Raw genomic sequence first — 14,251 nt, 5'->3', positions numbered from 1 at the left:
TTCAAACGTAGTGAGGAATCCAGCAATTAGATTTCTCACTACGTTTACAACAACACCATTACAAGCCTTGCTAAACAATCTTCAGGACTAAAAAGGCTTCTTTTCCACATCAATACCTAACTATCACTCATAAAACTTAGTTTTGCCACTGCATTATGATAGAAATCTACACAGACGGAGCAGCGAGCGGAAATCCAGGTCCTGGCGGTTACGGAGTAATCCTACGTTCAGGCAAACATTATAAAGAATTAAGTGGTGGTTTTAGAATGACCACCAATAACCGTATGGAACTTTTGGCTGTTATTGTTGCCCTTAAGGCTTTAAAAACTCCAGGACAACAAGTCATTGTCTTCTCCGACAGCAAATATGTAGTAGATGCAGTAGAAAAAGGCTGGGTATTTGGCTGGCTACAGAAAGGCTTTAAAGACAAAAAAAATAAAGATTTGTGGCTACAATATCTTCAGCAACACAAATTACATCAGGTTAAATTCAAATGGATCAAAGGCCATAATGAACATCCAGAAAACGAACGCTGTGACCGATTGGCCGTAGCCGCTTCGCAAGACAAAGCAAACTGGGCCATTGACAGTGTTTTTGAGGCGGAACGGAATAGCAACAGTTTACTTTAAAATATAAAAACCCATATCATCAGAGATATGGGTTTTTCTTTACGTTTATATTTAGTCATTGCGACGAATGACCATTATTAGGCTACTTCATTGCGACGAAGTATGAGGAGAAATCTAACGTTTTATTTTCTTAATGCTAGATTTCTCTCTACGTTCGAAATGACGATTATTTGAACGTTATTTCCGACGTCCAAACACTGCAACCAGCTTCCGTTATCCACGTACTCCTCATAACAATCGGAACAGCTGCCTAAATGACGACACGAGTGGTTAAAATCCTACTTCACTGCCACCGGAACAGATACTTTATCCCAATCCAAAGAAAACCCCTTGCTATTCACGTTGTAAACCAATCTTTCTTGAGTTTCGGCTAAAGGCTTCACCTTTACATCAACCCTCAAAGCGTCTTTAGCTTCTTCATATTTAAAGGCGCCCCATTGCTTAGGCTCTTTATTAAAGATGGCTGTCCAAGTACCGCTTTCCCTAGGGATTAAGAAAAAGCTATATTTTCCGGCGGGTAAGCTCTTGCCTTCCACTTTAATATCCTTATCCGTTTCAAAAGTGGTAGCATCATTAGCGCCAGCACGCCAAACTTTATCGTAAGCTTCTAGCCCACCCCAAATTTTGCGCCCTTTTACCGCAGGACTGCTGTAATTAATCGTAATAGTGGCCCCATTAACCTTACCGGTAGCTGTAGCCGCAGGACTAGCTTTAGGTTTTGCTTCTTGCGCTACCGCTCCAAAGGATACAAAGCCAGCAAATAATAGAAAAGTAAGTGATTTGATTGTTGCTTTCATAACTTAATAATTATCGTATAACTTCCACTAAGTTAATACTTAAAGCCACAAATTGTTTTGAAACCCCTTAATATTTTTATGCATCTATGCTGATTGCGTGGCAACTGCTTTTTCCTGCATTTTTTGAACAGGCGAAAACTCAGCCATAAACTCTTCTGCTTTTTTCACCATTTTGGGTGAGCCAATAAAAATAGCCACTCGCTGATGAAGTTCAGTAGGTTCTATATCCAAAATCCTGTTCAGACCATCAGAAGCAACACCGCCAGCCTGTTCAATAATAAAGGCCATTGGGTTGCATTCGTACAATAAGCGTAGCTTTCCCTTTGGTGAGGCCGAAGTAGTTGGATACATATAAATACCACCTTTAATCAAACTTCTATGAATATCTGCTGCCATTGCTCCAATATATCTTGAGGTGTATGGCCTATTGGTGGCCTTATCTTCTACTTGAGCATATTTGATATATTTCTTCACCCCTTCTGGGAAATGAACATAATTCCCTTCATTAATAGAATAAATAATACCGTCCTCGGGAATTTTCATGTTCGGATGCGACAAGCAAAACTCGCCAATAGAAGGGTCAAGCGTAAAACCATTCACCCCTTTTCCCGTGGTATAAACCAACATGGTAGATGAGCCGTAAATGACATATCCCGCAGCAACTTGCTCCGTACCCTTTTGCAGGACGTCATCCAAAGTAGCAGGCCCTTCGGTCGATTTTCTTCTGTAAATAGAAAAAATGGTACCCACCGTTACGTTGATATCGATATTTGAAGAACCATCCAAGGGATCTATACAAACAATATATCTGGCATTTTTAGATACTGGCGAATCGATACGTACAAAATCATCCTCCTCTTCTGAAGCCACAATACAGCATTCTCCACCGCTTGTTAAAGCCGATATAAATTGCTCATTGGCATATACATCTAATTTTTTTTGCCCCTCTCCTTGGATGTTAATGGTATCCGCATCACCTAAAATATCCACTAAACCAGCTTTATTTACTTCACGGTTTACAATCTTTGCGGCAATACCAATATCTCTCAACAAACGAGAAAGCTCTCCTTTAGCGTACGGGAAATCCGCTTGCTTTTCAATAATAAACTGGCCTAATGTTTTTATACCCGACATTTTTTACTTAGTGTATTTTTTACGTTATCTATCCCCTAATTCTATGACCTCTAAGGTATGGATTTTTTCTTCGGAAATACAAAAGCGAATCAAAGTTCTTTTCTTGTGCCAACCGTGTTTTCCAGCCGCACCGGGATTAATATGCAAACATTGTATTTTTTTATCGAAAACAACTTTCAAGATATGCGAATGTCCAGAGATAAAAAGCTGCGGAGGCTTAGTGTAAATTTCTTTCTTAACTTGCGGCGCATACCTATCGGGATAACCGCCAATGTGTGTCATCCAAACATCTACTTGTTCGCACTTAAATCTCAAATGTTCTGGAAACTGTGCTCGAATATCTGCTCCATCAATATTCCCATAAACACCAAGCAATGGTTTAAAAGCAGCCAAAGGCTCAATTACACTAGGTCCAAAATCACCTGCATGCCAAATTTCATCCCTATCATCAAAATATTTAAACACTGCATCATCCAAAAAGCCATGCGTGTCTGATATTAAACCTATTTTTTTCATTTTGTCATTAGATATGAGTGTGGAGTATCAAGATTTGAGAATTACTAACCTAAAATCCCAAACCATGCTATTATTTTTTTTGAAAAACACTTTCAAGGCTACGATTTTACATCTGCCAGGCTTTCCGCTGCAATCTTTTTGTTTGCTCTGCCATTCTGAGCGTAGTGAAGAATCCCTAAGTTATTGCATATCAAAGGAGATTCTTCGTTCCTCTTGATGACAGATAGTAAACAAAAAGCATTTTCCTATGTAACACGGGAAGGCCTTCAATCTTTATTCTTTGCTCCTTGTTCTTCATTCTTGCTGTAAAAACCCTCAGTATGCCAAAAAGAAATCTTTCAGCAACAGCTCATATGCTTTGGTATATTTCTTTTCGCTTTCGTAAATCATGAAACCTTCTTCTACCAGGCTACACTTCTCTCTTTCCAAACAAACAATGCGCCTAAACTCTGGCTTGGTGGCGTCCGAGTGCAATTTAATTAAATGCGTTAGAAACAAACCTTCCGCTTTGGCTTTTTCTACTAAATCCTGGGCTTGTTTAATAGGCAGCACTGCCCAAAAACACCCTTCTGGGCTTAACAAACCAGCTACTTTTTTAATCAAATCATCAAAAAAGGTATTACTGGCATGTCTTGCCATTTCCTTCTTTTTTTCAACATTTTTAAGGTCGTTTACAAAAAACGGCGGATTGCTCACGATTAAATCAAATTGTTCCGAATCGTTGTATAATTCGATTGCGATATGATGAACGGACAATCGCTTACTGAAAACTGAATTTTGAAAGTTTCTTTCAGCGGTTATTGAAGCTTGCTCATCTATTTCTACCGCATGAACCTTAGCTCCGGGGAAACGTTGTGCCAACATCAGCGCAATTACCCCGGTACCCGTGCCGATATCTAATATTCGTTGCGGATTTGGATGTTTAGCCATCGTTCCCAACAACACACCATCCGTATTGATCCTCATGGCACAGCCACTTTGGTCAACTTCAAATTGTTTAAAACGAAAAATGTGCTTCATCTTATTTTTGGTAGACTTCTAGAGGCAATCCATCAGGATCTGTAAAAAAGGTAAATTGCTTACTAGTAAATTCATCGACCCGAATTGGTTCGGCAATAATACCTTTTGCATTTAATTCAGCAATGGTTACCGCAACATCATCTACCTCAAAAGCCAAATGCCTTAAACCTTGAGCTTCCGGTCTCGAAGGTCTTGCAGGCGGGTTTTCAAAAGAGAACAATTCAATTTGATAAAGGCCGTTTACAGCCAAATCCAACTTCCATGATTTGCGTTCCTCGCGATAAAATTCGTGAAGCACTTCAAATCCTAATTTATTGACATAAAATTCTTTCGAACGTTCATAATCAGAACAAATAATAGCAATATGGTGAATACGTTTAAACATTTTTCAAGTCAAAAGTTCGAAGTCGGATGTCCGAAGATATGACGGCTATTAAATCATTCAAAATTTCACGATTCAAAATTCAATAATTCGGCATACAAATAAACCCAAAAACAACTAAATTTCTCCTAAAAAAAACCTAAATTTGCATCTTCAAAAAATAAGCATGATTCATTTCTTTTTAGGTCAATCTGACGAGGTTTTTGTTGTACAAACAAACCAAATTTTATCCCAAACTGATACAGAAAAACTAGAGTGGCTTTTTGGCGGAGCTAAATTGAGCGCCGAGAGTACCTTAACCGGCTTTTTTGTTGGTCCGCGAGCTGCCATGATCACCCCTTGGAGTACCAATGCGGTAGAAATTACCCAAAACATGAGCATGGAGGGAATCATCAGAATTGAGGAATTTAAAAAGGTTGATGAAGGGTTTTCTGCCTACGACCCGATGCTTTCGCAAAAATATCAGGAGCTTGGCCAAGATGTTTTTACCATTAACATCAAACCGGAACCTATTTTAGAAATTACCGATATTGCTGCCTACAATAAACAAGAAGGTTTATCTTTGAGTGACGAAGAGGTTGATTATTTAAACGGACTGGCCGAAAAACTTGGAAGACCTTTAACAGACTCTGAAGTTTTTGGCTTTTCTCAAGTGAACTCCGAGCACTGTCGTCACAAAATATTTAATGGCAAATTTGTAATTGATGGCGTAGAGCAACCAACTTCTCTGTTCAAACTCATCAAGAAAACTTCAGAAACACATCCAAACGATATTGTTTCTGCCTATAAAGATAACGTGGCCTTCGTTAAGGGACCTAAAGTGCAACAATTTGCACCATCTAAACCAGATGAGCCATCGTTTTACCAAACTAAAGACTTTGATTCGGTAATTTCCATCAAAGCTGAAACCCATAACTTCCCTACTACCGTTGAACCTTTTAATGGCGCCGCTACAGGTTCTGGTGGTGAAATTAGAGACCGCTTAGCTGGTGGACAAGGTTCATTACCATTGGCCGGAACTGCAGTTTACATGACTGCCTTATCTCGTTTGGAAGAAAATCGTCCTTGGGAAAAAGGTGTCGAAGAACGCAAATGGTTATATCAAACTCCAATGGACATCTTGATCAAAGCTTCTAATGGAGCTTCTGATTTTGGAAATAAATTCGGCCAACCACTCATTACAGGTTCTGTGCTGACTTTCGAACACGAAGAGCACAATCGTAAATTAGGCTTCGATAAAGTAATCATGCTTGCTGGTGGTATTGGCTACGGCAAAGTAGATCAGGCAAAAAAACAAGAACCAAAAACAGGCGACAACATCGTAGTTTTAGGTGGTGAGAACTACCGTATTGGTATGGGCGGCGCAGCAGTATCTTCTGCAGATACTGGTGAGCATGGTTCGGGTATTGAATTAAATGCCATCCAACGTTCTAATCCTGAAATGCAAAAACGTGCAGCCAACGCAGTACGTGCCATGGTAGAGAGCGACCACAATACCATTGTTTCTATTCACGATCACGGTGCTGGCGGTCACTTAAACTGTCTTTCGGAATTAGTAGAGGCCACAGGTGGGAAAATCGACCTAGATAAATTGCCAGTGGGCGACCCTACCCTATCTGCAAAAGAGATCATCGGCAACGAATCTCAAGAACGTATGGGATTGGTAATTGGTGAAGAACATATTGCCACGCTACAAAAAATTGCTGACCGTGAGCGCTCGCCCATGTACACTGTAGGTAAAGTAACTGGCGACCACCGTTTTACTTTCGAATCGGCGACTACGGGCGTTAAACCTATGGATTTAGCCCTTAGCGACATGTTTGGCAGCTCTCCGAAGATGATTATGGAAGACAAAACCGTTAATCATCAATATGCCGCAGTAACTTATAGTCAAGATAAAATCAACGAATATTTAGAGCAAGTACTTCAATTAGAAGCCGTAGCTTGTAAAGACTGGTTAACAAATAAAGTAGACAGATGTGTGGGCGGCCGTGTAGCAAAACAACAATGCGCTGGACCATTGCAATTGCCCCTGAACAACGCAGGCGTAATGGCATTAGATTTTCAAGGTAAGGAAGGTATTGCCACTTCGGTAGGTCATGCCCCACTTTCAGCTTTGATTGATGCTGGTGCAGGTAGCAGAATTGCGATTGCCGAATCTTTATCAAACATTGTTTGGGCACCATTAAAAGATGGTTTGAAAAGCGTTTCACTTTCGGCCAACTGGATGTGGGCCTGTAAAAACGAAGGCGAAGATGCCCGTTTATACCAAGCAGTTCAAGCCTGTTCAGATTTTGCTATCGATTTAGGAATCAATATCCCAACAGGAAAAGATTCGCTTTCGATGAAGCAGAAATATAAAGATGGTGATGTAATTGCACCAGGAACCGTAATTATTTCGGCAGCTGGAAACTGTAACGACATCACCCAAGTAGTAGAGCCCGTTTTACAGAAAGATGGCGGCAATATCTATTACATCAACTTAAGTAATGATACTTATAAATTGGGAGGTTCATCTTTCGCTCAAATTTTAAATAAAATTGGCAACGAAACTCCTGACGTAAAAGACGCTGCTCAATTTAGCACCACTTTTAACACCATTCAGGATTTAATCAAAGCTGGAAAAATTAAAGCCGGACACGACATAGGTAGCGGTGGTTTAATCACCACACTTTTAGAGATGTGTTTTGCAGATAAAAACTTAGGTGCAAACCTTGACCTGACTTCGTTAGGCGAAACTGATGCGTTAAAAGTATTATTCGCCGAAAACATCAGTTTGGTTTTCCAAGCAGACGAAAGTGTTGAAGCTATTTTAACTGCTAAGGGAGTTAAGTTCCATAAAATTGGAACTGCTACAGCACAGGCAATTATGAACGTAGCAAATGGAGCGCAAAACTATTCATTCGATATTGAGCATCTGCGTGATGTTTGGTATAAAACTTCTTACTTGCTTGACCGCAAACAAAGTGGTGAGGTAAAAGCGAAAGAACGTTTTGACAATTATAAAAACCAACCTTTAAAATTCAATTTCCCGGCTCAATTTGATGGTAAAAAACCTGTAATTGATGCGAGCAAACCTCGTCCAAAAGCAGCTATTTTACGTGAAAAAGGAAGTAACTCTGAGCGTGAAGTAGCTAATGCCATGTATTTGGCTGGCTTTGATGTAAAAGATGTTCACATGACCGACTTAATTTCGGGCAGAGAAACTTTAGAAGATATCCAATTCATTGGTGCTGTTGGTGGCTTCTCCAACTCAGATGTACTAGGTTCTGCAAAAGGTTGGGCAGGTGCATTCTTGTATAACGAAAAGGCTCGTGTGGCTTTAGAAAATTTCTTTAATAGAGAAGATACTTTATCAGTAGGTATTTGTAACGGTTGCCAGTTGTTCATCGAATTGGGACTGATCAACAAAAACCACGAAATAAAACCTAAGATGCTTCACAACGACAGCCATAAACACGAAAGTGTGTTCACTTCGTTAGTGGTTCAGGAAAATAACTCTGTGATGTTATCGTCATTAGCGGGCAGCACTATTGGTGTTTGGGTATCGCATGGCGAAGGAAAATTCCAATTACCTTATGAGGAATCGAAATACCAGATTGTTTCCAAATACGGATACGATCAATATCCAGCCAGTCCAAATGGTTCTGATTACAATACTGCCATGATGTGCGACGATACAGGAAGACACTTGGTAATGATGCCTCACATTGAGCGTTCCTTATTCCAATGGCATTGGGCAAATTACCCTGCTGGCAGAAAAGATGAGGTTTCTCCTTGGATGGAAGCTTTTGTAAATGCCAGGAAGTGGTTGGAGAAGCACCAGAAATAATTTCACATGACCCGCTTAGCATACAAGCGGGTTATTTTTTTGGTAAATTATAGCAATCAAGTAAAATCTATTTTCAGTAACTTGCTCATCAGAATCAATATTAAAAAATGGATTTAAGTGTTGTAATGGCTGTTTATAATGGCGAAAATTATATAGTAGAAGCTATTGATAGCGTATTAAGCCAAAATTATACTGATTTTGAATTCATCATTGTTAACGACGGCTCTACCGATAATACTCTTTCCATAATTGAATCCTATAAAGATTCAAGAATAAAAGTCATCAACCATGAAAATGTAGGACACGCTAAATCGCTGAACATAGGCATTAAAGCTTCCAAAGGCAAATATATTGCACGTTTGGATGCAGATGATAGATGCCTTAAAGAACGCTTTTCTACGCAAATGGATTTCATATCCAGTCACCCAGAAGTTGTTTTAGTAGGCGCTAACGCTAATATTATAGATAATGATGGAAATTTTCTTTATAAAAGCCAGCTATCCCAAATTATTAACAGAGTCGAAATATTTGAAGATTATAATCCCTTTATTAGTAGTAGTGTAATTTTCAAAACTGATACCTATCTAAGATGTGGAGGCTATAATGAAGATATTATTCATCATTTTGAAGATAAGCTATTGTGGGCGAAAATGTTTCATCACGGCAAAATAGTTAATTTAAATGAAGTACTAATAGATTACAGGCTTACTCCAAATAGTGCATCGAATAAAACAAAAAAGCTATACAGAAAACAAAAGGAAATAAGCAATGCCTATTTAACAGGCAGAAATATTAAGAAAACTGAACTTGACCATTTCTTGTCTCTAACACAACTCAGTTCCTCAAAAAAACAATCGCTATACTATAACAGGATAGCAAGCATCTATCTACGCCAACACAAAAACAAGAAGCTAGCACTTAAAAATTTGCTGTTAGCTTTTAAAACACATCCGTTTAATTTTCGCACGTTAAAATTAACTATATATAGCTTCTTTATAAGGCAAGCTTCGAAAAACCAAAATATTCAATAAATTAGCAGATGGTATGCCATTTAAAAAAACCATTATGAGGTTCTTCCTTTGTTATCTTCTTCTCCTATTATCAGGTTCTGTTTTTGGCCAAAGCATATTTGGAAATGAGTGGATTAAAGATGGACAAAAATACCTTAGAATAAAGGTATCTGAAGATGGGGTATATCGCATTTCACATGCCCAATTAGTTAATACTAGTTTTTTGAGTAACAATCCCAATCCTAAAAATTTTCAAATCTTTTATAGGGGCGTAGAAGTTCCTTTACATGTAGAAGGTGAGAATAACAATATATTCGAGAACGGAGATTTTATAGAATTTAGTGGAAAAAAAAATGATGGGGTGCTTGACCAAGTTTTATACAACACTAACCAACAACCCAATTCAGAAACCAGCCTTTTTAGCGATGACGCCTATTATTTTTTAACCATTGGAACAGCGCAAGGAAAAAGATACACAAATACATCACTATCAGCAGGCAGTTTAACTTCCGAATCTTTTATTAGTTATACCGCCTCTTTAAATCTTGCACAAAATTATAATCCAGCGGCTTTGCTTATCGACCAAATGTCGCTTTCTGAATATCAAGCAGGTGAAGGTTACATGGGTAATATGTATGCTATGGGTACTACACAGAGCTACAGTCTATCAACCCCAAATGCCTACAATACCAATAGTTTTACCCCAACACTTTCTTTTTATGTAGCAGGAAGATCCAATGCAAATTCTACTGATTTAGCGGGAAATAACCACCACCTTAGTGTAAGTATTGGCAGTTCTGTTTTGCACGATGTTAAATTTAAGGGTTACGCTTTCTCTAATGCCACTGCCAATCTGAGTTATAACTTAATAGGCAATAACACCACTGTTAACTTTTCTTCCGTAAATGACTTAGGGGCAGCCACTGATTACCAATCAGTAGCCTTTGCCCGTATTACCTATGCTAGAGGATTAGATGGGGCCAGTGTTGGCTTTTTGCCTTTTAAAATAGTATCTACCAACCCTGAAGCTCTGCTTAGTTTCACCAATACCAATTGGAACGAAGCGTATATTTTGGATGAAGTTAATCAGCTTAGATATTTGGGTTCAAAATTAGGTACTGTAACAAATTTTGTGGTAAAAAACACTTCGAGTAATAATCTTGTATTATTTAACAGTACATCCTACAAAACACCCGTAATTGAAAACATTAGCCTCAATTTGATAAAAGCATCTACAAACCAAGCAAAGCTTTTAATTGTTACCCATAAAAACTTGCTTGATGCCGCAAATGAATACGCGGCTTACAAAATATCAAAAGGTTTTAACACAACGGTAGTTACCACAGATAACTTATACAATCAGTTTTATTACGGCCAGCATCATCCCTTAGCCATTAAAAATTTCGTAAGATATTTAATGAATGGCGCCACAACCAAACCGGAGTACCTCTTGCTACTTGGAAAAGGCTATGAGTTACCTAAAATAAGGCTAGAAGAAGATTTGGTTCCTACTATGGGCTACCCTCCTTCCGATACTTACTTAACTTCTGAAATTGTTGACAACACCATGGCCCCGGCATTGGCTACTGGTCGTATACCAGCCAAGACAAATGAAGAAGTGCGACTTTACTTAAATAAGTTAAAACAATACGACCAGCAGGATAATTTCATCTGGAGAAAGAACATCATCAATATTACAGGTGGTGCCAACAGTTCAGAAGATATATCATTTTCTGCCTACTTAAAAAACTTATCTTCGATAGCAGATAAAGAGTATTTCGGCGCCAAAACAATCAATTACTACAAGTCGGTAACCGATCCTGTCACCGATAACCTAATGGCTAAGATAAGTGCAAACATTAATGATGGTGTAAGCGTACTGAACTTTTTGGGACATGGAAGCACAACTACCACCGCAGTGTCTATCGGGAATCCTTCTTTTTTAAATAATAGCAACAAGCTGTTGCTATATATCATAAATGGATGTAGCACAGCCAATGCTTTTGTAGACGGTTCTTTAGGCGAAGACTATATCTTCCAAAACAGCAAAGGAGCTATTGCGTGGTTTGGAGCCAGCAGTCAAGGTCTAGCCTCATATCTTTACAACTATACCCGTCTATTTTATCAAAATGCCTTTAATACAAATTATGGAGGTTCTATTGCACAAAATATGGCTAGGGCAGCGAGAGCATTTCAACATCCGAGCGATACTTGGAACTGGGCACATTTAAGACAGTATGTATTGTTAGGCGACCCAACTATTAGCCTTTATTCACCATCCCTACCCGATTACGAAATTAAAAATGAAGATATTGGTTTACAAGATCAAAATGTAACGGTTAACTCTCCTAAAATCAAATTATTTACTATTGTAAAAAATATTGGTAAATCTACCTCAAACAATATCCCCGTACAGGTAGCCAGAACACTGCCGAACAATACTGTACATCAGTATCCTATTTTTTCTTACGAAAAGGTATTAAACACCGATACAGTGGTGATAGAACTGGACAATAGTCTTCCTAATGTTGCCGGAAACAATAAGTTTACGATAACCGTTGACCCTGACAACACTATTGAAGAACTTAGTAAGGTTAACAACACTGCAGAATTCAATTACCTTATCAGATCGAATGGAATTACTTTAGTATCACCGGCAAAATATGCCATTACTAATGAAATTGAAATAACATTGAAGATACAGGCCAATGATATTTTTAGCAAAGATCAGCAGTATGTTTTTGAGATTGATACGGTAAAGAATTTCAACAGCAATTGGAAAAAAACATCTCCAAATATTAACGGAAATGCATTTATTTCATGGAAACCGAATACTTTATTTGAGAATCAGAAAGTTTATTATTGGAGAGCAAAACAATTAAACAATCAGAATACCGATTGGCAAACAAGTTCATTTGTTTATATAAACAATATTTCCAATGGATGGAATCAATCTCACCACCAACAATATGATGAAATCGCACCAAAAAACATTATACTGAACAGCAACTCTAAGCAATTTGAATTTACAACAACTGCATTTCCAGTTTTGCTTAGAACCAAGGGTAACAACGGACCTAGCAATATAGAACGCCGCATGAGAATGAGTATTTCCGTAGGTGCCATTGCATTTCACAGTACTGATTTTGAAGGCTTTGCGATTGCCGCTGTTGACCCTATTACGCAATTTAAAATGTATAACTATCCAAGTATTTATAATTTTAAAAACAATGGTATTAACGGTACAGGCCAATTCCTTTTTGACACAAATAATACCATTGATATTGAAGCACTTAATGAATACCTACAAAACATTCCCGATGGATATTATGTAATGGGTTTTAGCGGAAGGAACTTTAATCCTAAAAACCTCCCTCAAATTACTCAAACCCTTCTTGCCAGCTTAAGCCTAAGTAAAATAACATCTGTAAATAATGGTGAGCCATATGCTTTCTGGACCCAAAAAGGTATCAACAAAAAGATAACACCTTTAGAATTGACCGCCGATTATAGCTCTGCCACTCCTGCAGACCAACAATTTATAGATTTTTCTTATGACCTACATTACCCTTGGGATAATGGCGCGTTAACTTCCGAAAAAATTGGTCCAGCATCAAGCTGGAGCGAAGCGATATTTGATTTCTCAACCCAAAGCTCAGACAACTTAACCTACAATGTTATTGGCATTGATCACAATGGTGCAGAAACTACGTTAAAATCTGTTACAACACCAACAATTGCATTGACTGATATTGCCGCGGACACTTATCCTTTTCTTAAATTAAATGTCAACATTTCCGACACGCAAAATAAATCAGTACCAAACCTTAAAGGATGGAGAGTAACATATGTTCCATATGCTGATATTGCATTTAATCCTGACATTTTAAACACTTTTCATAGCAGTTCACTTAATCAGGGAGATTCAGTAAAATTAGCCATCGGCTATACCAACTTGGAGAAACAGATTTCAGATTCTGTTGTTGTAAATTACAAACTTACTAAAGCAGACAGAAGTGTTTTAAATGGGACCATAAAGACAAACAAACCCTTGAATTATAACGAAACAGACAAAATTAATTTTTCTCTTTCAACTAAAGATATTCCAGGGGCTAATGCACTTCAACTATCTTTGAACCCAAAAGACAATAAGGACAAAAATGAACTTAACAATTACGCAGTCTATAATTTTAATGTAATTAGAGATGAAAAAGAACCAGTAATTGATGTCTTTTTTGACAACAAACGTATTATTAATGGTGAAATCGTCTCTCCCAATCCAAAAATTTCTATAAGTATTGCTGACGAAAACAATTTTCTATTGTTAAAGGATACCACAAATGTGGAACTATATTTAAAAAAAGAAGATGAACAAACCTATAAGAGAATAGCATTTAGCGATAACAAAGTTAGCGTTCAAAATATGGGTACAACTGGCAATAATAAAATAGACTTCCTTTATACTCCAAATACGCTTGCAGATGGCAGATATAGTTTAAAATTACGTGGTAAAGATGCCTCAGGTAATTATAATACCAGCAACGACTACCTAGTAAATTTTGAAGTAATAAATGAACAAGCCATCACCAATTTCCTGCCATATCCAAATCCTTTTACCACTTCTATGAAGTTTGTTTTCCAGGTAACCGGTAAAGTACCAGACAAAATCAAGGTACAAATCATGACCGTAACGGGAAAAATAGTGAGAGAAGTTTTCAAAAATGAATTAGGTCCAATCAACATTGGCAATAACATTTCCAACTTTACCTGGGATGGCACCGATCAATTTGGCGACAGGCTTGCCAATGGAGTTTATTTCTACAATGTTATACTTGAAAACAACGATAAATCAGAGATCAAACATAGAGCCAATAATACCGATTCTTTTTTCAAAAAGAACTTTGGAAAAATTTATTTAATGAGATAAATGA

9 protein-coding genes are annotated in these 14,251 nt (G+C 37.8%); 4 read left to right on the top strand and 5 right to left on the bottom strand.

Annotated features, from left to right (window positions below; all coding sequences use genetic code 11):
- Window positions 1–155: 155 nt before the first annotated feature.
- Complete coding sequence (gene rnhA / locus ABDV71_RS09210) at window positions 156–629, top strand: ribonuclease HI (RefSeq protein WP_343532153.1); 474 nt, start codon at window positions 156–158, stop codon at window positions 627–629.
- Between the two features lie 278 nt (window positions 630–907).
- On the opposite strand, the gene ABDV71_RS09205 is transcribed toward rnhA, so the two are convergent.
- From ABDV71_RS09205 to ABDV71_RS09185, 5 genes are all read right to left on the bottom strand, one after another.
- Window positions 908–1,426, bottom strand: coding sequence for a DUF2911 domain-containing protein (locus ABDV71_RS09205; RefSeq protein ID WP_343532152.1), 519 nt, complete (start codon window positions 1,424–1,426; stop codon window positions 908–910).
- Window positions 1,427–1,510: 84 nt separating this feature from the next.
- A complete protein-coding gene (gene fbp / locus ABDV71_RS09200) occupies window positions 1,511–2,560 on the bottom strand; it encodes a class 1 fructose-bisphosphatase (protein WP_343532151.1) in 1,050 nt (349 codons plus the stop codon).
- A gap of 24 nt (window positions 2,561–2,584) precedes the next feature.
- Window positions 2,585–3,076: a metallophosphoesterase family protein gene (locus ABDV71_RS09195; RefSeq protein ID WP_343532150.1), complete on the bottom strand. Its 492-nt coding sequence runs from the start codon at window positions 3,074–3,076 to the stop codon at window positions 2,585–2,587.
- A 315-nt stretch (window positions 3,077–3,391) separates the two neighbouring features.
- Window positions 3,392–4,096: a methyltransferase gene (locus tag ABDV71_RS09190; protein WP_343532149.1), complete on the bottom strand. Its 705-nt coding sequence runs from the start codon at window positions 4,094–4,096 to the stop codon at window positions 3,392–3,394.
- A 1-nt stretch (window position 4,097) separates the two neighbouring features.
- Window positions 4,098–4,481 carry a VOC family protein gene (locus ABDV71_RS09185; protein WP_343532148.1) on the bottom strand — a complete coding sequence of 128 codons (384 nt, stop codon included), beginning with the start codon at window positions 4,479–4,481 and terminating at the stop codon, window positions 4,098–4,100.
- Window positions 4,482–4,644: 163 nt separating this feature from the next.
- Between ABDV71_RS09185 and purL the strand changes: the two genes are divergently transcribed.
- From purL to ABDV71_RS09170, 3 genes are all read left to right on the top strand, one after another.
- Window positions 4,645–8,310, top strand: a complete 3,666-nt coding sequence (gene purL, locus ABDV71_RS09180) for a phosphoribosylformylglycinamidine synthase (RefSeq protein WP_343532147.1) — start codon at window positions 4,645–4,647, stop codon at window positions 8,308–8,310.
- A 107-nt stretch (window positions 8,311–8,417) separates the two neighbouring features.
- Window positions 8,418–9,341 (top strand): glycosyltransferase, encoded by a 924-nt coding sequence (locus ABDV71_RS09175; RefSeq protein ID WP_343532146.1) that lies wholly within the window; start codon window positions 8,418–8,420, stop codon window positions 9,339–9,341.
- Between the two features lie 13 nt (window positions 9,342–9,354).
- The gene (locus ABDV71_RS09170) at window positions 9,355–14,247 is read left to right on the top strand and encodes a C25 family cysteine peptidase (RefSeq protein ID WP_343532145.1); all 4,893 of its coding nucleotides are present in this window, start codon (window positions 9,355–9,357) and stop codon (window positions 14,245–14,247) included.
- The last annotated feature ends 4 nt before the right edge of the window (window positions 14,248–14,251 follow it).

Source organism: Pedobacter sp. (assembly GCF_039594775.1).
Taxonomy (GTDB): domain Bacteria; phylum Bacteroidota; class Bacteroidia; order Sphingobacteriales; family Sphingobacteriaceae; genus Pedobacter.
The sequence above is the reverse complement of the archived record's forward strand: the minus strand, read 5'-3'. Positions and strand labels throughout refer to the sequence as shown.